The organism is Bradyrhizobium sp. USDA 4501, assembly GCF_054062115.1.
The window spans coordinates 5,344,723-5,362,398 of the sequence record NZ_JBSSEX010000001.1 but is presented as its reverse complement, the minus strand read 5'-3'; the positions used below and the strand labels follow the sequence as shown (position 1 = coordinate 5,362,398).

Below are 17,676 nucleotides of genomic sequence, written 5' to 3'. Positions count from 1 at the left end.
GTTTCATAAATCTGTTCAGGAGTGGTGCCCAGGGGCGGGATCGAACCACCGACACTGCGATTTTCAGTCGCATGCTCTACCAACTGAGCTACCTGGGCATACCCGCGGGGCCGAAAAGGCCGGAGCGAGCGGGCGGTTTATAGAGAGGTCGGAGCGTCGTGTCCACCCGCCTTCGCCAAAGGCTTCGCCGGCCGCGGCCCGCCCGGCACTCTTTCCCCAACTTGTTGGGAAATCTTGGCTATTCCGGGTCCTCCGCGTCGTCCTCGCGGCCGGGCACGACATAGCGGCCGGTCAGCCAGCGGTTGAGATCGACGTCGCGGCAGCGCGCCGAGCAGAACGGGCGGAAGGCCTGCTCGACGGGCTTGCCGCAGATCGGGCAGGCGCGCGGGGTGGCAGAGGGTATGGCCTTGGGCGTTCGGGCTTGGTCGGTCATGGCTGAGCCGGAGTTTACATCATCTGCCGCATGTTCCGCTGCGTTCCCTCCCTGCTTACGGGTAGGGCAATCGCATATGCGTCTTCGCCGGCCGCGCAGGTGCTTGGCCTCGTGGCTCGAGACGGCGGCCTCGCCCGCAAGCGCAGGGCGATAGCCTCGGAGCGAAGGGCGTCTCCGCGATTTCTGGATAATGGAAGAATGCCGCTGATTTGCCCGACGAGTCAAGTTGTCGTGTCGAACGCCCGCAGCCGCCGGCTACTTTGCATGGGGTTGTTTTCGATATTTTGGCAGCGCGCCCCTGCGGCAGGCTATCGCGTCCGGCTATCGGCCTCGTTGCATAGCCCGGCCATGACGATGTGGAGCAGTTGGGGTGGGGTCTCATCGCGAGTCGTTCACGAGGAAAGAGTCCCATCCGTATCGCATCTGCGATGCGATACGACCTCAGTGGATACCTCACACCGCGACGGAGTTGAGCCAGCCGTGGCGGATCGGAAAGCCCTCGCCGCCGAGCAAGGTCACGGTCTCGTAGAGCGGCAGGCCGACCACATTGGTGTAGGAGCCGACCATCTTGACCACGAACGACCCGGCAATGCCCTGCACCGCGTAGCCGCCGGCTTTGCCGCGCCATTCGCCGGAGCCGATATAGGCCTGGATGTCGTCCTCGCTGAGCCGCTTGAAGCGCACGCGCGTTTCGACCAGGCGCTGACGGAATGCCTCGCGCGGCGTCACCACGCAGATCGCGGTGTAGACGCGGTGATTGCGGCCCGACAGCAGCCGCAGACACTGCGCGGCCTCGTCGACCAGATTGGCCTTGGGCAGGATGCGGCGGCCGACCGCGACCACGGTGTCGGCGGCAATGATGAAGGAGCCGCGCAGGTCGTCGTCGAGATGCACCGATTTCAGCGCCGCGTCGGCCTTGGCACGCGCCAGGCGGTTGGCGCAGGCGCGCGGCAACTCGCCCCGCCGCGGAGTCTCGTCGACATCGGCCGGGCGCAGCGCATCGGGCTCGATGCCGGCCTGGTTGAGCAGGGCCAGCCGCCGCGGCGAACCGGAAGCAAGAACGAATTTGGGACGGCCTAGCATGCGGGCTTTTGGGCTGAATCGGGGGGGACAGACGCGGGCGGAACCTATCGGATGGGGCATGGATGCACAACCTTGGAACCGGCCGCGAATCGCGCCCCCGCCTGAGACCAGACCCCATAAGCACAGCTGTTTGTCAGTCTGGCGACAAGCGGCGGTTCTGCGAATCGGAACACGCTGGTCCCCTCGCCTGGCCGCGCCTCACAGGTTTGCCGCGCCGGCCCTGGCAAAGCGGCGGCGGATGCGCAGCAACAGGCCGTCGCAGACCTCGCGGTAGGCGGCGAGCTTCTGCTCGCGGTTGCCGCTGGTGCCGGTCGGATCCTGCGTCGGCCAGTATTCGACATCGGCGGCGAGCGTGCGGGTGAGATCCAGCGCCCTGTGGTGCGCCTCCGGCGACAGCGTGATGATGAGATCGAAGTTCAGCCCCTCCCAGTCCTCGAGCTCCTCGAAGGTTTGCGGCTTGTGGCTGGAAATGTCCTGGCCGAGTTCGGCCATCACCGAGACGGCGAACGGGTCGAGTTCGCCCTTCTTGACGCCGGCCGAGCGAACATAGAGGCCTTGCGGAAACATCTGCTGCAGCAGGCTTTCGGCCATCGGCGACCGCACGCTGTTCAGGCCGCATGCGAACAGCACGGCCTGGGGGTTGCGCGCGCGCGGCGCTTCCATGCGATCAGGCTTTTTTCGATCGGGGTACGCCCCCGTCAATCACCGCTTCACCGATCATGCGCCTTCACCCTTCCAGTGCAGCACAGTGATCAGCGTGAACAGCCGCCGCGCGGTCTCGAAATCGACGCGCACCTTGCCCTTGAGCCGCTCCTGCAGCGTGCGCGAGCCCTCGTCATGGATGCCGCGGCGGCCCATGTCGATCGCCTCGATCTTGTCCGGCGTCGCGGTCCGGATCGCCTGATAATAGCTGTCGCAGATCATGAAGTAGTCCTTCACGACGCGGCGGAACGGGGTCAGCGACAACAGATGCGCGACCACCGGCGCGCCGTCCTCCTTGCGGATATCGAACATCAGCCGGTTGCCGGTGATCGCGATATGCAGGGTGTAAGGCCCCGGCCCGGCGGCGCCCTCGGGCGCGAACAGGTTCTGCTCGATCAAATCGTAGATCGCGATCGCCCGTTCATGCTCGATATCGGGCCCGGAACGGCCGATCGATTCCTCGTCGAGCGTCACCGCGACGATGCGATTGTTGGAATCCTCGTCGTCTGGTGGCTTGTTCATGAGAGGTTGAGGCGCAATCCGACGGAACGTGAATGGGCATCGAGACCCTCGGCCTGGCCGAGCGTCATCGCGGCGGGCCCGAGCGCACGGAGTTGATCCGGCCCGCACCGCAGGATCGAGGTTCGCTTCATGAAGTCAAGCACCCCGAGGCCCGAGGAGAACCGCGCCGAGCGCGCGGTCGGCAGCACATGGTTGGAGCCGCCGACATAGTCGCCGATCGCCTCCGGGGTATGGGCCCCGAGGAAGATCGCCCCGGCGTTGCGGACCTTGTTCGACAGGCCCTCGGCATCCGCGGTCATGATCTCGAGATGCTCGGCCGCGATCGCATTGGCGAGCTCGACCGCGTCGTCGAGTTTTGCCACCTTGATCACGGCACCGAAGTCGTTCCACGAGGTGCGGGCGATCTCGCCGCGCGGCAAGGTCGCTAGCTGCGTCTCGACCGCGCGCTCGACGTCGGCGGCGAGCCGTGCACTGTCGGTGATCAGGATCGACTGCGCGCTGACGTCATGCTCGGCCTGGGCCAAGAGGTCGGCCGCGATCCAGTCGGCATTACCGGTGTCGTCGGCGATGACCAGCACCTCGGAGGGGCCGGCGATCATGTCGATGCCGACCTTGCCGAACACCAGCCGTTTTGCCGCGGCGACATAGGCGTTGCCGGGGCCGACGATCTTGGCGACCGGCGCGATTGTCGCGGTGCCGTAGGCCAGTGCCGCCACCGCCTGGGCGCCGCCGACGCGGTAGATTTCCGAGACGCCGCCGAGATGGGCGGCGGCGAGCACCAGCGGGTTGAGCTTGCCGTCCGGCGCCGGAACCACCATCACCACCCGCGGCACGCCGGCGACCTTGGCCGGCACCGCGTTCATCAGCACCGAGGACGGATAGGCCGCGGTGCCGCCGGGCACGTAGAGGCCGACCGCATCGACCGCGCTCCAGCGCCAGCCGAGCTCGACGCCGGCGGCATCGGTGAAGCGCTCATCCTTCGGCAACTGGCGGCGGTGGAAGGTCTCGATCCGGTCGCGCGCGAACCTCAGGGCGTCGACGGTCTTGGGATCGCAGGCCGCAACCGCGGCGTCGATCTCGGCTGCGGTAATGCGCAGGCCGGCCGCCTCGATATCGAGGCGGTCGAACTTTTTGGTCGCCTCGAGCAGCGCCGCGTCGCCGCGGGCCGCCACGTCGCCGACGATCGTGCGGGTGGCGCGCTCGACGTCGGCCGACACCTCGCGCTTGGCCGCCAGGAAACCGCGGAATCGCTGCTCGAAATCGGCGCTCTGTCGGTCCAGGCGAACGGGCATGACGGCTTTCTTAGGAGGAATTCGGGTCCCTGCTCAATGGCGCGACGGATAATGGCCGTCAACCCTTGGGGGATGTCATTCCGGGATGGTCCCAAGGACCAGACCCGGAATCTCGAGATTCCGGGTTCGGTCCGGAGCCTGTCATCGGGCCGCGCCTTGCGCGGACCCGTTGGGACCGCCCCGGAATGACGTGCCCAATCACCCCGGCGCCACGCCGAGATCGTCGATGCCCAGATCAGTCAATTCGCACTCCAGGCACTCGACATCCAGCCGCAGCGCCCCACCATGGCCGAACATCAGGAGCGCGCTGCCGCCCGGCGGGTCGGAGGCATAGAACTCGATCCCGAGCAGTTCCAGGGTGGCTTCCGGGACTTCCAGGTCGATATTGCGCGACTTGCATGCCAGCACCCGGTCGAACCTGAGCGCGGCGATCAGCCGGCGCGAGCAGGCGCCGCCCGACAGGGTCTGCTCCCAGTCCAGCCGGTTCAGGCCGACCACGAGCCGCTTCTCGTCCTGGCGCCAGACGATGTCGGAGGGCTGGACGTGGGCGTCCTGCACATGAGCCGAGATGACCGCGAGGTCATCGGCATCGAGAGCAATCAGTTTCAGCGGCGCGGGTGGGGACATGACGGTGGTTATAACGCCTCGCGGCCCGGGAGGTACCAAGAGACCTGGCGAAATCGCCGCTCGAGGGAACCGGCCCACCGCGCTTCAGAGGCGATTGATGTCCTCGCTCTCCAGCACCGGCCTGGGGTAGCCGTCGCGGGCGACCTTCAGCATGGCGCGGCCGAGCTGTTCCGACGTCGTCATGTAGTTCGGGGCGACCCGCACCAGAAAGGAAAGCAGCGGCGAGGTCGCGAGATAGATCGCCTGCACCCAGCCGGTCTTGGAGCGGACGCCATGCAGCGGCTGGATCCCGGCGGGCCGGAACATGTAGGCGGCCTTGAACGGCAGCTTGAGCAAATCGTTCTCGGTCTTGCCCTTCACCCGCGCCCACATCAACGGGCCGCGCTCGGTGGAATCGGTGCTGCGTCCCGTGACATAGCTGAACACCATGCCGGGATTGAGCCGCGCCAGCACCGTCGCCGCGGCCAGCGTGATGTCGTAGGTGAGATGGCGGTAGCGTGCCTCGTCCATGCCGATCGAGGAGACGCCGAGGCAGAAGAAGCAGGCGTCGTAGCCGGCAAGCTGAGGCTCGATCGCGCTGTAATCGACGAAATTGTCGTGGATCAACTCGACAAGCTTGGCATCGCGCTGCCCGGTCGGGCTGCGCCCAACCGCGAGCACGCGCTCGACACCGGGATCGAGCAGGCATTCGCGCAGCACGCCCTGCCCGACCATGCCGGTCGCGCCGAACAGGATGACCTTCATCTCGATTGCCCTGCTGCCGCCCGATCCGTTCAGGCGGCGGTTGCGACCTGATCAAACGATACACCGGTCAGCGCCGCCGAGATATCCCATAGCCGCTGCGCTACCGCGGTGTCCCTGGCGTGCGGCATGATGCGCGCCGGCGCAGGTGGGCCCTTCAACTCGTAGAACCCGTTGGGGCCGTAATAGCCGCCCGGCTGGGCCGCGGCTGAGGTCGCCGCGAACAGCGTCGGCAACGCGCCCGCCGCCGCGGAGTGGCTCATGATCGGCTGCAAATATCGACCGAGCCGCCACGACAGGCTGTCGGTGCCGGGACCGTTCGGGATCAGCTCGGTGCGCGCGTAGCCGGGATGCGCGGCATTGCTCATCAATCCCCAGCCGTTGATCGCACTGCGACGCTGCAATTCGAGCGCGAACATCAGCATCGCAAGCTTTGACTGGCAGTAGGCGCGCCACGGCGCGTAGGAACGGCGGGCCTGCAGATCGTCGAAATTGATGACGCCGGAGCGATGCGCAAGGCTGGAAAGATTGACGACGCGGGTGTTGTGGCCGCGGCGGAGCTGCGGCAACAGCAGCGCGGTCAACGCATAGTGGCCGAGATAGTTGGTGCCGAACTGCATCTCGAACTCGTCAGCGGTGACCTGCCGCGTCGGCAGCGACATCACCGCGGCATTGTTGATCAGGAGATCGAGCGTGGTATGCGTGGCGGCGAAGCGCCCGGCGAAATCGGCGACCGATGCGAGGTTCGTGAGGTCGAGCGTTTCATAGGTCACCGCGGCATCGGGAAGCTGCGCGCGGATCCGCGCCAGCGCGTCCTGCCCCTTGGCGCCGTTGCGACCGGTGAGCACGACATTGGCGCCGGCGCGCGCCAGTTCCAGCGCGGTCTCGTAGCCGAGTCCGCCGGTAGCGCCCGTGATCACGGCGGTCCTGCCGCCCTGCCGCGGAATGTCTGCAGTGCTCCAGCCGGTCATGCTTATATCTCCTTGCGACACGATTCGGGTTTCTCGTCGGGTTCCTGCGGGTCCAGCCGCATCCGACGAAATGTGCACTAAGTGCATTTTTGCAAGGGGTGAAAAATTGCAACGTCCGGCGCCCGCGCGAAAACCGGCCAGGAAATCGATCAAAAGACCGGTCAAGTCGGTGCAATCCAAAGCGAATCCGGCGTCGCCGGCGGCGGGCCTGCGCGCGCGCAAGCGGCAGGAGACCCGGGAGCGGCTGACCAAGGCCGCGATGATGCTGTTTCTCGAGCGCGGCTTCGAGGCGACCACGCTCGACGACATCGTCGCCGCCGCCGACGTCTCGCGCCGCACCTTCTTTCACTATTTCGCCTCGAAGGAAGACGTGGTGCTGGCCTGGCAGGAGGACGGCACCGCGGCACTGATCGCAGCCGTTGCGGCGCGCCCGGCCACTGAATCCATGCTGCAGGCCGCCGAGAACGCCATCGCCGACATGGTCAAGCAGATCGATCCGCGCGAGGCGGTCGCGCTGGCGCGGCTGAAGCGCGACAATCCAGCGCTGCAGGCGCGCGATCAGGCCAAATATGAAGGGCTTGAGCGCGAACTCGCCAACGCGTTGCTCAAGCGCGCCAACCACAAGAATGACCGGATGAAAGCCCGGCTGGTCGCGATGATCACGACCGGCGCGATGCGCGTCGGCAGCGAGCTCTGGGCCGACGATGGCGCCCGCGAGAAGCCGGACCTGGTCGCCAAGCGCCTGTTCGCCGCGATCCGCGCGATTTTCGAGTGAGCCAGCCGATCACGGCGCTTCCGAAACATAGTCTCCGTAAGGCGAGCACATGCTTCGGACTCCTCCCCCTTTTGGTAGGGCAATCGCATATGGCCGTTTGAGGCGATCGGAGTTCCCACAAACTCGTCATGCCCGGGCTTGTCCCGGGCATCCACGTCTTCGTTTCCACGCGAAGAGAAGACGTGGATGGCCGGGACAAGTGTTTAGCCCGGACAGAACGGCGCGGAAGAATCGGTTAATTCCATATGCGATAGCCCTGCCCTTGTGGGGAGAGGAGTAAGCCACCGGGCGAGGTGGATTGAGGCTGCGCAATGTTGAGACGCGCGGCGCAGAGCACAGCCTCTCTCACCTTCAGCCCTTGATGAACGCCAGCAGGTCGGCGTTGATCGTCTCGGCTTCGGTGGTCGGCATGCCGTGCGGAAAACCCTTATAGGTCTTCAGGGTGCCGTTCTTCAGAAGCCTGGCCGAGAGCGGGGCGGAGTCGGCGTAGGGTACGATCTGGTCGTCGTCGCCATGCATCACCAGCACCGGCACGTTGATCTTCTTCAGATCCTCAGTGAAGTCGGTCTGCGAGAACGCGACGATGCCGTCGTAATGCGCCTTGGCGCCGCCCATCATGCCCTGCCGCCACCAGTTCTGGATCACGGCCTCCGACGGTTTTGCGCCGGGCCGGTTGTAGCCGTAGAACGGCCCGGCCGGCAGGTCGCGGTAGAATTGCGAGCGATTGGCGGCGAGTTGAGCCTGCAAGCCGTCGAATACCGACTTCGGCAAGCCGCCGGGATTATTCGCCGTCTGCACCATCAACGGCGGCACCGCGCTCAGGATCGCCGCCTTCGCCACCCGGCTCTCGCCGTGGCGGGCGATGTAGTGCACCACCTCGCCGCCGCCGGTGGAATGGCCGACATGGACGGCGTTCTTCAGATCGAGATGCGCGGTGACGGAAGCGAGGTCGTCGGCATAGTGATCCATGTCATGACCGTCGGCGACCTGGGCGGAGCGGCCGTGGCCGCGGCGGTCATGGGCGACGACGCGAAAGCCGTGCCCCACGAAGAACAGCATCTGCGCGTCCCAGTCGTCCGACGACAGCGGCCAGCCATGGCTGAACACGATCGGCTGGCCCGAGCCCCAATCCTTGTAGAAAATCTCGACGCCGTCTTTGGTGGTGATGGTGGGCATTTGATTGCTCCTCTTGTTGCCAATGCGTCATTCCGGGGCACGCGAAGCGTGAACCCGGAATCTAGAGATTAGATTGCGAGATTCCGGGTTCGACGCTGCGCGTCGCCCCGGAATGACGAGGTGTTGTCAGATCAGGCGAACGTGACCGGCCTGAACCGGCGCCAGGCACCGATGGTCACCAGGACGAAGAACACCAGCACGATGCCCTGCACCACGGCAAAGACCGGCCCGGATGGCGGGTTCGGCGGCACCGCTGGCGCCAGCGCCTGCAACGCCGGCACCTTGAGGAAGCTCTGGATGACCAGCACGAAGACGTTGAGATAGAGCGAGACCATCGCGGTCACGATATAGATCGGACGCCAGGCGCCCTTGAGCTGCATCGCATAGAGCGCAATGCAGGCGATCGCGAGCAGCACCAGCGAAAGCCCGCCGATGATGTGCGACGGCAGCAGCTTCTCGGTCACCAAAGGCGGGATCACGAAGCCGGTGGCGCTGGTCAGGATCGTGAGCGCGAGGAAGATCGCGGTCAGCCCCGGCATCGCGCGCGAGCCGAGCAGCCCGAACATCACGAGCACGCCGGCGACGATTGCAATCAGGCTGATAATGACGTGCACGAGCACCAATGTCGTCATGTGGCGCACTCCCCGTTGAGACCCGCGTGCGAGGTTACGATGCGTGACGGAAAATTGCTACATGCTTCGATGGCAGGACGGCCGACATCCCATCAAAAATTGCCGGCGCGGGCGATTGCTGAAAATTTTCGCACATATGTCACACGATGCGGCACGTGCGCCGTGCGAGAAGCCTCATCAATAATAGCGCGGGATCGGTCCGTTATGCGGCGTCTTGCGCTTCGACAGGTCGAACAGCACCTCGTCGACATAGCACCAGCCCCAGCCTTCCGGCGGATCGTAGCCCTCGATCACGGGATGGCCGGTGGCGTGGAAATGCGCCGTCGCATGCCGGTTCGGCGAGTCGTCGCAGCAGCCGACATGGCCGCAAGTGCGGCAGATGCGCAAATGCAGCCAGCGGCTGCCGCTCTTCAAGCATTCCTCGCAGCCAAGCGCACTCGGCGTGACATCCTGGATGCCGGCGATATGGGTGCAGCCTTTTGTCATTCTGGCTTCCTTACTTGTGCGTCTCTTTTAACCCGTCATCCCCGCGCAAAGCTTCGCCTTTGTCGCTGGAGGTGCGAGCGGAGCGAGCCTCGAAGGATGCACGGCCCGCACTGTGGCCGATTCATCCTTCGAGACGCCGCTTCGCGGCTCCTCAGGATGACGGGGGAAAAGCTACAGCGTCGGACTGCCCGCGTCAGCGAGATAGCCGTGCAGCGCGGCCACCACCTGAGCGCCCTCGCCGATCGCGCCGCCGACGCGCTTGACCGATCCGGAGCGGACGTCGCCGACCGCGAACACGCCGGGCACCGTGGTCTCGAGCAGCGGCACGGCGCGCGCGCCTTCGCCGGTCTGCACGCCGGTCATCACGAAGCCGCCGCGGTCGACCTGCACCCCGCAGCCCTCGAGCCAGCCGGTCGCCGGATCGGCGCCGACAAACAAAAAGAGATTGCGGATATCCATGGTGAACTCGTCGGGCGCGAGCCGGCTGCGCCAGCGCACCCGCTGCAGCGTCTCCGCGCCGTCGAGCCCGATCACCTCGGTGTTGAACATCAATTCGATATTCGGCGTCGCCTCGATGCGCTCGATCAAATAGCGCGACATGCTGGCTCCGAGCCCGCCGCCGCGGATCATCATGTTGACCTTGCGGGCATGCGCCGACAGGAACACCGCCGCCTGCCCCGCGGAGTTGCCGCCGCCGACCAGCACGACGTCCTGGTTGGCGCAGAGCCGCGCCTCGATCGGCGAGGCCCAGTACCAGACGCCGCGGCCTTCAAACGCATCGAGATTGTCGATCTCGGGCCGGCGATAGCGCGCCCCGCTGGCGACCACCACGGATTTCGCGCGCAGCGTATGCCCGCAGGCGGTGTCGAGCACGAATGCGCCGGACGCTTTCGTGCAGTCGAGCGATTTGATCGAGACCGGGATCAGCATCTCGGCGCCGAATTTCTGCGCCTGGTTGAAGGCGCGCCCGGCCAGCGCCTGGCCGGAGATGCCGGTCGGAAAGCCCAGATAGTTTTCGATGCGCATGCTGGCGCCGGCCTGGCCGCCGAAGGCGCGGGAATCGAACACCGCAACCGACAGGCCTTCCGACGCCGCATAGACCGCGGTGGCAAGCCCGGCCGGGCCGCTGCCGACCACGGCGACATCGTAGAGTTTTTCATGCGCGCTGTTGCCGATCATGCCGAGCGCCATCGCAAGCGCGGTCTCGGACGGATTGCGCAGCACCGTGGCGTTGGGACAGACCACCAGCGGCAGCTCGGCGCGCGTCGGCGAATAGCGCGCGACGAGGTCGGCGGCATCCTTGTCGGTCGCGGGGTCGAGGAGGTGGTGCGGCTGGCCGTTGCGCGCCAAAAAATTCTGCAGCGACGCCATGTTGCCGACCGAGGCGGCGCCGATCAGCACCGGCCCGCCGGCGCCGCCCTGGATCAGGCTGACGCGGCGCAGGATCAGCGCGCGCATGATGCGCTCGCCGAGATCGGCCTCCGCAACCAAGAGCGCGCGCAGCCGGTCGGGCGGCAGCAGCAGCGTCTCGACCACCCCATCGGCATGGCCGTCGACCAGCGCCGGGCGGCCGGAGAGCTGGCCGATCTCGGCGAGGAACTGGCCCGGTCCCTGGTCGATGATCGGCGCGACATGGCCGAGGCCGTCGCGCTGGGTGATCGAGACATTGCCCGACAGCACCACGAACATGCCGGGCCCGGGCTTGCCGGTCTCGAACAGCGCCTCGCCGTCCTGGTATGAGCGCGGCTCGCCGAAGCGGCGCATCCGCTCGATCTCGTGCGCGGTCAGGGTCGGAAAGGTCTGCTCATGGCGCGGGAAGGCGTAGGCGGTTGCGCTCAGCCGATCGATCGTCGTCTCATCTACAGCCATCTCGGCAACCCGCTTCCTTATAACAATGCGCACGAACCGGGTTAACGGCGCGGCTCGTTTCCGCCGGCGTCATCTGGTGAGCCGCCATCTAGCGAACCATGGGCGGCTTCGGAAGAGGCCGCACCGTCACGACCGCGCGCCTGCGATTTCCGCCGCTTCAGGTTTTCGCGCAGCGCGAGCTTGAGACGATCCTGTCGTGAATCCTTCACGCGGGCTCCGGCCTGCCCGCCGCCTCTGTCCTGGTCGCCTGTCATTGCATAACTCTCGAACCGCCGCCGCCCTGCGCAAGGGGAGGATAGGCCGAGCATAGCCAATGGCGGATGCCCGCGCACCCTGCCCGGTCGGCCAGTTGCGGCGATATGATTCGGCGGCAAGCGCGGATCGGGATAGTTTCGGCGCAATCGGGAACCCAATCCGGCCGAAATCGGCCAGATTGGCCGGAATCATCGGCGAGGCGGTCGATTTCTGCCGATTTCAAGGGCGGCAGGGGCGCTCTTTCGCTTGCGCCAAAGGGAGGCCTGTGGCAAGAACCGCCCGCTTGGACGGGCCCTTGGGGCCGATTCAATTTTTCCCGGGCATGCTGCCGTAGCTCAGTGGTAGAGCACTCCATTGGTAATGGAGAGGTCGACAGTTCAATCCTGTCTGGCAGCACCAGGATCTTCGCAAACGATGGCAGTCGCAGGCACGCGGTGCGCCCGCGTGCGCTGGAATCAACGCGCCAGCAGCACACCCATCCCGCCGATCGTCAGCACGACGTAGAAGGCGAACACACTGCCGACCCATTTCCAATCGATCTGATCGTGTTCGGGGCTGAGGCTTTCGATGATGCCGTGCATGATGGTTTCCTTTAGAACTCGCCTGCGTGGCGTATAACCCGCGCCTCGAGCACGTCATGTGACTCACTTCACATTTTCCATCGCGGAGCGGACCAAGCGTGACCGGCCCAGAACTGAAGAAACTGCGCGAACATCTCGGCGAGGCGCTGGGCCGCGAGCTGACGGCGGCTGACATGGCAAAGCTGTGCGGGCTATCGGCCGCCGGCGGCGCCGAAAAGCTGCGCAGGTGGGAAGTCACCGGCCCGACCCCGAAGGTCGCCGCCCTGCTGCGCGTGCTGGCGATGGCGAGCGAGCACTATCCGATCCTGGAGAAGTTCGACGTGTTCGATCGCCACGACGTCCCGGTCAAGGATCGCGCCGCCCGCCGCCAGGCGTTCCGCGAGCAGATGCGCGACGATGTGCGCAAGCGCCTGGCCTAAAGCGCGATGACATTAGGTTGAATCATCATCGCGCTTTAGCTCCTTGTTTGAGCATGATCTCCGCGCAAACGCGTTCCGCATTTGTCGCGAGGGAAAACCGCTTCGCACTTTTCCGGATCATGCTCTCTAACCGACGGCTTGGTTAACAGGAAATGCGCGCCGCGCACACCGCGTTAAGCCTTGCTTCATTCCACCTTAAGCGTTCGTTAGGCACAACAAAACGTTTCGCCGCAAAGGCTGCGACTTAACGCTCCGCGCAGCGTTCCGGTGACTGCATTTTATTCAAATGCGGTCTAACCCGTCGCCGTGGATGGCGCCATTCACGCTGCGCCTCATGACTTGTCCGGAGACTGCCCCCATGAAGAAGTTCCTGCTCGCAACCGCCGCCGTCGCGGCGGCCGTCGCTGCCTTTGGCGCGACCGCCAACGCCGCCGATTTCAACCGTGGCTATTATCAGAAGGCGCCCGCGCCTGTTTACGCCGCTCCGCTCTACAACTGGACCGGCTTCTATCTCGGCGGCCATCTCGGCGGCGTTTTCTCCCAGAACAACAATTTCAACGGCCTCGCGCTGTCCGACTCCGACGCCCGCTTCATGGGCGGCGTGCAGGCCGGTTACGACTGGCAGCTGTCGCCGATGTGGGTGATCGGCCTCGAAGGCCAGTATTCCTGGGTCGGCGGCCATCAGCTCAACGCGATCTTCCCGGGCGGCTACGTCTACAACAACAACCAGCGCGGCATCGGCTCGATCACCGGCCGCGTCGGCTACACCTGGGGTCCGGGCCTGATCTATGTGAAGGGCGGTTATGCCTATTCCGACAACAACGAAACGGTGACGCTCGGCGGCGCGCCGGTCGGCTTCAGGCTCAGCGACAACCACAGCAACGGCTGGACCATCGGCGGCGGCGCCGAATACATGTTCGCGCCGAACTGGTCGGCCAAGGTCGAGTACCAGTACTATGACTTCGGCGACAGCCGCTTCACCGCGCCGGGCGCGCTGGTGCCGGTCGGCAGCTTCCACAATGACGAGCACACGGTGAAGGCGGGCCTCAACTACCGCTTCAATCTCGGCAACCTCGGCGGCCCTGCTTACGGCCGCTACTGAGAGCACGCCCACAACCAACAGTGGAAAAGGCCGGCGCAAGCCGGCCTTTTTGCATCCGATCGCGTGCATCGATTCCGCACGGCGAACCGAGACGTCGCCACTGCGCGGCAGCCCTGAAAAATCCCGCAGATCGTCGCAATTTTCCCGATTTTGTTAACCGGCCGCACCGATACTCCCGCGCCGGGGAAACATCCAAGAGTAGTGGCCAAGGATAGTGGCCAAGCGTAGTGGGCCAGGGGGCACAGGGGCAATGGCGTTTCGGTTCAAGCTCGGCAAACCAAATCTCAAGCGTATCCATCTGCCGCAAATGGGCGTCAGGGGCAGCCTGTTCGCGGCGTTCGCTGTGATCGCAGGCATGGCGCTGGTGATCAGCGCAGGCGCCGGCATCGTGCTGCATCAGCTCGCCGGCACCATGACCGATCTCTCCGGCCGCGACATTCCGCGGCTTGCCGCGAGCCTGCAACTTGCCGCGCAAAGCGCTTCGCTCGCGGCGCAAGGCCCCGGCCTGCTCGCCGTGCAGAGCGAGGACGCGCTGAACGATCGCACCAAGAAGGTGCAGGACGTCGCGCGGCTCACCAGCGCCAAGCTCGGCGAGATCATCGAGCTCGGCGCCGACAAATCCGTGGTCAGCGCATTGCAGGAGAACGTCAAGAACACCGACGAGGCCACCAAGAGCCTGATCTCGGCGGCGCGCGAGCGGCTCGAGGTCGGCGCGCTGCGCGACAAGCAGTACAACGCACTGCGCAAGGCGCAGGCGGCGTTCGTCTCCGCCGCAAGTCCCGCGATGCTCGACGCGCAGACCCGGCTCAACGCCATCCTCGCCGCGGCCGAAGTCTCCGCGGACGACGCCACTGAAGCTGCCCGCACCGTCGGCCAGATCAGCAACGTGCTCGCCGCCGGCAATCTGATGGCCGCCGACATGACCGCGGCGCTGTCGGCCAATTCCAGCGAAACCCTCGATGCGATCGAGGCCGAGTTCAAGGCCGGGCGCGAACGCGTCAAGTCCAACCTCGAGGACCTGCCGAACAATCCCGCGATCGTCGCGGTGCGCGACACCGCCTCGAGGCTGCTCGTGCTCGGCGAAGGCAAGACCGGCGTGTTCAAGATCCGCCAGAAGGAGCTCGACGCGATCGACTACGGCCAGACCATCCTGGAAGAGACGCGCAAGCTCAATGTCGGGCTCGGCATCAGCGTCCAGCAGCTGGTCGACGCGGTGCAGAAGGAGACCGACAGTTCGACCTTCCAGGCGCGGCAGCAGATCTCGCTCGCGACCATGGTGATGATCGGCCTCGGCGCCCTGACGTTGGTCGGCTCGTTCCTGTTCGTCTGGCTCTATGTCGGACGCAACATCCTGCGCCGCATCCGCGGCCTGCAGCGCTCGATGCAGCTGCTGTCCGACGGCGACCTCGACACCGAGATCCCGCAGAGCCGCCAGCGCGACGAGATCGCCGTCATGGCCGACGCGCTGCAGGTGTTCCGCGAGAGCATGGTCGAGAGCCGCGAGCTCACGGAAAACCAGAACAAGGATCGCAGCGCCAAGGCGGAGCGCGCCTCGCGCATGGAAGCGCAGATCGTCACGTTCGAATCCAACGTCCGCAGCGCGCTCGGCAGCCTGCAGACCGCGGCGAACTCGATGCAGTCGACTGCGCAGAGCATGTCGGCGACCGCGGACCAGTCGAGCGCGCTGGTCAATGCCGTCGCGTCGGCCGCCGAGGAAACCTCGGTCAACGTGCAGACGGTGTCGGCCGGCACCGAGGAGCTGTCGTCCTCGATCCAGGAGATCGGCCGCCAGGTCGTGACCTCGGCGGAGATCGCCCGCAAGGCGGTGGAGGAAGCCAGCGCCACCGACAGCACGATGCAGGGGCTCGCCGACAATGCCGCACGCATCAGCGTCGTGGTCGACCTGATCCAGACCATCGCCTCGCAAACCAATCTGCTCGCGCTCAACGCCACCATCGAGGCGGCGCGCGCCGGCGAGGCCGGCCGCGGCTTTGCCGTGGTCGCCTCCGAGGTGAAGAACCTCGCGAGCCAGACCGCGAAGGCAACCGAGGAAATCCGCCAGCAGATCGTCAGCATGCAGGAGGTGACGACGACGGCAGTCTCCGCCATCCGCAACATCTCGAGCACGATCGGCGAGATCAACGACGTCACCACCGCGATCGCCGCCGCGGTCGAGCAGCAGGGCGCGGCGACCCGCGAGATCGCCCGCAACATCCAGCATGCGGCGGGCGGCACCAGCGAGGTGTCGAGCAACATCGTCGGCGTGTCCACCGCGTCGGCCGAGGCGGGCACCGCCGCCGGCGAGGTGCTGAGCGCCTCCGACGCACTGCGCCGCGAGGCCGACGTGCTGCGCTCGGAGATCGACGGCTTCCTGTCGAACATCCGCGCGGCGTAGGTACAGCGTCGTTCCGGGGCTATGCGAAGCATAGAACCCGGAACCTCGAGATTCCGGGTTCGCCTCTTCGAGGCGCCCCGGAATGACGGGCACGTATTCGCAAGACCGTTCGCTTCATCCGGGCTTCTGTAACGGGCCTTGGTTAGTCAATCCCTTTTCGCGTCATCCACTCGCCGGGCACTTGCTTCTGTACGGGATCGGCGCGAAGGCCGTCGCCTGATGGGGTGCATTGAGGAGCCGGCCGGCCAATCTACGGATTGCGTGGTCGTGAGCCACTTCCCGGATGGCGGCCTGACCGGATCCATCGTCCCAGCGGAGGGACTTCGCTCGGGGAGAGCCTGGTGTCGTGGCCCGCCCGGAACCGATTGCTGCTCCTGGCTAGATGGCCTTGGTCATCGGGTTGAACGGTTTGGTGTCGGCGAGCATGCGATGCAGGATCACGGCGAGCTTGCGAGCCAGCGCTACCTTGGCCTTGCGCATGCCTGCGCGCCGGGCGATCCGCATCGCCCAGCTCTTCAATGCCGAGCAATTCTTGACCGGCTTGGTCAGCATGACGTGAGCTGCCTGGTAGAGTGCCTCGCGCACGGAGGCATCCCCGATCTTGCTGATGCGGCCGGTGTAGTCGGTCTCACCGGACTGGTACTTCTTCGGGGTGAGCCCAAAGTGGGCTCCCGTGGCCTTCGAGGAGCGGAAGCGCTTCGGGTCGTCGATCGCCGCGGCATAGGTGAGCGCCACGATCGGACCAACGGACGGCGTTGTCATCAGGAGCTTGGCGGATGGATGCGTCCTGGCGAGCTTCTGGGTGTGCTTGTCCAGGCTCTTGAACTCCCGCAGCAGCACCGCATGGGCTTGGAGCAGCGCCGCCGCGACCAACTCCAGTCCGGGATGGCCGGTCACGAGCTCGCGGATGCGTCCGGCGAACGTGCGCTCGGTGGTCGCACCGACCTTCAGGCCAAAACCGCGAAGTATGCCGCGCAGGCTGTTCTCGACATCGCGAAGCTTGGATTGCAGCAGCTTGCGCGCCGTCAGGATGGCGCGGGTCTCCTGCGCCGCGACCGACTTGCAGTGCACCGGCCGGAACCAGCCGAGCCGCATCAACTGCGCGATCCGGCGGGCATCGTTGCGGTCCGTCTTCACCGGCATCGACTTGAAGGCTTCGCGAACGTGCCGCGTTTCCAGCAGCTCGACCGCAAGCCCTGCGTCTCGCAGACCCGCATACAGCCATTGCGACAAGGGGCCTGCCTCCAGCCCGATCCGTTCCAGTACCAGACCCAGCGACCGGAACCAGGCGATCAGCGCCGCCGGCTCGCTCGCAACCTTCGTCTCGCGCAAAATCTTGCCTGTCCCATCGACAAGGCAAACGCTCGAGCATTCCAAAGACACGTCAATTCCTGCATAGTGGTACATGGTCGTCCCTTAATGATGCTTGGAGCGGGCTTGCCCGACTCCGTTGAACACCATCAGTTTGAGGGACGACCGCCTTCCAACCAACAGGCCGCTCGCGAGCGCGCTTCCAAATTGCGCCGTAGCGAGCGGGCGGCCGGCCCGTTACCCCATCTACGGAATTCCGGCGATTTCTCGTCCCATTCTCCGGACGACTATCTGATTTTTCGGC

At 65.7% G+C, this 17,676-nt stretch carries 18 protein-coding genes and 2 tRNA genes; 5 read left to right on the top strand and 15 right to left on the bottom strand.

Going from position 1 to position 17,676, the window contains the following annotated elements; genetic code table 11:
- Positions 1-22: 22 nt before the first annotated feature.
- From ACVWZM_RS24430 to ACVWZM_RS24390, 9 genes are all read right to left on the bottom strand, one after another.
- A tRNA-Phe gene (locus tag ACVWZM_RS24430) sits at positions 23-98 on the bottom strand.
- A 140-nt stretch (positions 99-238) separates the two neighbouring features.
- Positions 239-433: a DNA gyrase inhibitor YacG gene (gene yacG / locus ACVWZM_RS24425; protein WP_057018155.1), complete on the bottom strand. Its 195-nt coding sequence runs from the start codon at positions 431-433 to the stop codon at positions 239-241.
- Between the two features lie 453 nt (positions 434-886).
- Positions 887-1,516, bottom strand: coding sequence for a Maf-like protein (locus ACVWZM_RS24420; RefSeq protein ID WP_018269043.1), 630 nt, complete (start codon positions 1,514-1,516; stop codon positions 887-889).
- Between the two features lie 198 nt (positions 1,517-1,714).
- A complete protein-coding gene (locus ACVWZM_RS24415; RefSeq protein ID WP_076828053.1) occupies positions 1,715-2,179 on the bottom strand; it encodes an arsenate-mycothiol transferase ArsC in 465 nt (154 codons plus the stop codon).
- 54 nt (positions 2,180-2,233) lie between these two features.
- A complete protein-coding gene (locus tag ACVWZM_RS24410; protein ID WP_016841326.1) occupies positions 2,234-2,740 on the bottom strand; it encodes a UPF0262 family protein in 507 nt (168 codons plus the stop codon).
- The gene (gene hisD, locus ACVWZM_RS24405) at positions 2,737-4,032 is read right to left on the bottom strand and encodes a histidinol dehydrogenase (RefSeq protein ID WP_456855150.1); all 1,296 of its coding nucleotides are present in this window, start codon (positions 4,030-4,032) and stop codon (positions 2,737-2,739) included. The genes ACVWZM_RS24410 and hisD overlap by 4 nt, the downstream gene beginning before the upstream one ends.
- A gap of 198 nt (positions 4,033-4,230) precedes the next feature.
- Positions 4,231-4,659, bottom strand: coding sequence for a DUF2948 family protein (locus ACVWZM_RS24400; RefSeq protein ID WP_057018152.1), 429 nt, complete (start codon positions 4,657-4,659; stop codon positions 4,231-4,233).
- Positions 4,660-4,743: 84 nt separating this feature from the next.
- Positions 4,744-5,403: an epimerase gene (locus ACVWZM_RS24395; RefSeq protein WP_456855149.1), complete on the bottom strand. Its 660-nt coding sequence runs from the start codon at positions 5,401-5,403 to the stop codon at positions 4,744-4,746.
- Positions 5,404-5,432: 29 nt separating this feature from the next.
- Positions 5,433-6,371 (bottom strand): SDR family oxidoreductase, encoded by a 939-nt coding sequence (locus ACVWZM_RS24390; protein WP_057018150.1) that lies wholly within the window; start codon positions 6,369-6,371, stop codon positions 5,433-5,435.
- A gap of 169 nt (positions 6,372-6,540) precedes the next feature.
- On the opposite strand from ACVWZM_RS24390, the gene ACVWZM_RS24385 reads away from it, so the two are divergent.
- Entirely contained in the window at positions 6,541-7,146 is a 606-nt protein-coding gene (locus ACVWZM_RS24385) for a TetR family transcriptional regulator (protein WP_229193278.1), read from the top strand.
- A gap of 351 nt (positions 7,147-7,497) precedes the next feature.
- Here the strand turns inward: ACVWZM_RS24385 and ACVWZM_RS24380 are convergent, their stop codons facing one another.
- The 4 genes from ACVWZM_RS24380 to ACVWZM_RS24365 form a co-directional block, all read right to left on the bottom strand.
- The gene (locus tag ACVWZM_RS24380; protein WP_253588735.1) at positions 7,498-8,322 is read right to left on the bottom strand and encodes an alpha/beta fold hydrolase; all 825 of its coding nucleotides are present in this window, start codon (positions 8,320-8,322) and stop codon (positions 7,498-7,500) included.
- A 131-nt stretch (positions 8,323-8,453) separates the two neighbouring features.
- The gene (locus ACVWZM_RS24375; RefSeq protein ID WP_253588734.1) at positions 8,454-8,954 is read right to left on the bottom strand and encodes a hypothetical protein; all 501 of its coding nucleotides are present in this window, start codon (positions 8,952-8,954) and stop codon (positions 8,454-8,456) included.
- A 177-nt stretch (positions 8,955-9,131) separates the two neighbouring features.
- Positions 9,132-9,440 (bottom strand): UBP-type zinc finger domain-containing protein, encoded by a 309-nt coding sequence (locus tag ACVWZM_RS24370; RefSeq protein WP_057018148.1) that lies wholly within the window; start codon positions 9,438-9,440, stop codon positions 9,132-9,134.
- Between the two features lie 171 nt (positions 9,441-9,611).
- Positions 9,612-11,309 (bottom strand): FAD-dependent oxidoreductase, encoded by a 1,698-nt coding sequence (locus tag ACVWZM_RS24365; RefSeq protein WP_456855148.1) that lies wholly within the window; start codon positions 11,307-11,309, stop codon positions 9,612-9,614.
- Positions 11,310-11,888: 579 nt separating this feature from the next.
- Here ACVWZM_RS24365 and ACVWZM_RS24360 point away from each other — a divergent pair.
- Positions 11,889-11,963: transfer RNA gene (locus ACVWZM_RS24360), tRNA-Thr, on the top strand.
- Positions 11,964-12,019: 56 nt separating this feature from the next.
- Here the strand turns inward: ACVWZM_RS24360 and ACVWZM_RS24355 are convergent.
- Positions 12,020-12,145, bottom strand: coding sequence for a hypothetical protein (locus tag ACVWZM_RS24355; RefSeq protein ID WP_256527829.1), 126 nt, complete (start codon positions 12,143-12,145; stop codon positions 12,020-12,022).
- A gap of 98 nt (positions 12,146-12,243) precedes the next feature.
- On the opposite strand from ACVWZM_RS24355, the gene ACVWZM_RS24350 reads away from it, so the two are divergent.
- The 3 genes from ACVWZM_RS24350 to ACVWZM_RS24340 all read left to right on the top strand — a co-directional run bounded on the left by ACVWZM_RS24350 (position 12,244) and on the right by ACVWZM_RS24340 (position 16,061).
- Positions 12,244-12,564: a hypothetical protein gene (locus ACVWZM_RS24350; RefSeq protein WP_076830928.1), complete on the top strand. Its 321-nt coding sequence runs from the start codon at positions 12,244-12,246 to the stop codon at positions 12,562-12,564.
- Positions 12,565-12,922: 358 nt separating this feature from the next.
- Positions 12,923-13,666 carry an outer membrane protein gene (locus tag ACVWZM_RS24345; RefSeq protein WP_028333722.1) on the top strand — a complete coding sequence of 248 codons (744 nt, stop codon included), beginning with the start codon at positions 12,923-12,925 and terminating at the stop codon, positions 13,664-13,666.
- Positions 13,667-13,916: 250 nt separating this feature from the next.
- The gene (locus ACVWZM_RS24340; protein WP_456855147.1) at positions 13,917-16,061 is read left to right on the top strand and encodes a methyl-accepting chemotaxis protein; all 2,145 of its coding nucleotides are present in this window, start codon (positions 13,917-13,919) and stop codon (positions 16,059-16,061) included.
- Positions 16,062-16,439: 378 nt separating this feature from the next.
- Here the strand turns inward: ACVWZM_RS24340 and ACVWZM_RS24335 are convergent, their stop codons facing one another.
- On the bottom strand, positions 16,440-17,468 hold the full coding sequence (locus ACVWZM_RS24335; protein ID WP_057016162.1) for an IS110 family RNA-guided transposase: 1,029 nt from the start codon (positions 17,466-17,468) through the stop codon (positions 16,440-16,442).
- Positions 17,469-17,676 lie beyond the last annotated feature (208 nt).

Excerpts from the sequence above, each read along its gene's own strand:
- yacG (WP_057018155.1), bottom strand. The coding sequence starts at position 433 with ATGACCGACCAAGCCCGAACGCCCAAGGCCATACCCTCTGCCACCCCG.
- ACVWZM_RS24420 (WP_018269043.1), bottom strand. The coding sequence starts at position 1,516 with ATGCTAGGCCGTCCCAAATTCGTTCTTGCTTCCGGTTCGCCGCGGCGG.
- ACVWZM_RS24415 (WP_076828053.1), bottom strand. The coding sequence starts at position 2,179 with ATGGAAGCGCCGCGCGCGCGCAACCCCCAGGCCGTGCTGTTCGCATGC.
- ACVWZM_RS24410 (WP_016841326.1), bottom strand. The coding sequence starts at position 2,740 with ATGAACAAGCCACCAGACGACGAGGATTCCAACAATCGCATCGTCGCG.
- hisD (WP_456855150.1), bottom strand. The coding sequence starts at position 4,032 with ATGCCCGTTCGCCTGGACCGACAGAGCGCCGATTTCGAGCAGCGATTC.
- ACVWZM_RS24400 (WP_057018152.1), bottom strand. The coding sequence starts at position 4,659 with ATGTCCCCACCCGCGCCGCTGAAACTGATTGCTCTCGATGCCGATGAC.
- ACVWZM_RS24395 (WP_456855149.1), bottom strand. The coding sequence starts at position 5,403 with ATGAAGGTCATCCTGTTCGGCGCGACCGGCATGGTCGGGCAGGGCGTG.
- ACVWZM_RS24390 (WP_057018150.1), bottom strand. The coding sequence starts at position 6,371 with ATGACCGGCTGGAGCACTGCAGACATTCCGCGGCAGGGCGGCAGGACC.
- ACVWZM_RS24380 (WP_253588735.1), bottom strand. The coding sequence starts at position 8,322 with ATGCCCACCATCACCACCAAAGACGGCGTCGAGATTTTCTACAAGGAT.
- ACVWZM_RS24375 (WP_253588734.1), bottom strand. The coding sequence starts at position 8,954 with ATGACGACATTGGTGCTCGTGCACGTCATTATCAGCCTGATTGCAATC.
- ACVWZM_RS24370 (WP_057018148.1), bottom strand. The coding sequence starts at position 9,440 with ATGACAAAAGGCTGCACCCATATCGCCGGCATCCAGGATGTCACGCCG.
- ACVWZM_RS24365 (WP_456855148.1), bottom strand. The coding sequence starts at position 11,309 with ATGGCTGTAGATGAGACGACGATCGATCGGCTGAGCGCAACCGCCTAC.
- ACVWZM_RS24355 (WP_256527829.1), bottom strand. The coding sequence starts at position 12,145 with ATGCACGGCATCATCGAAAGCCTCAGCCCCGAACACGATCAGATCGAT.
- ACVWZM_RS24345 (WP_028333722.1), top strand. The coding sequence starts at position 12,923 with ATGAAGAAGTTCCTGCTCGCAACCGCCGCCGTCGCGGCGGCCGTCGCT.
- ACVWZM_RS24340 (WP_456855147.1), top strand. The coding sequence starts at position 13,917 with ATGGCGTTTCGGTTCAAGCTCGGCAAACCAAATCTCAAGCGTATCCAT.
- ACVWZM_RS24335 (WP_057016162.1), bottom strand. The coding sequence starts at position 17,468 with ATGTACCACTATGCAGGAATTGACGTGTCTTTGGAATGCTCGAGCGTT.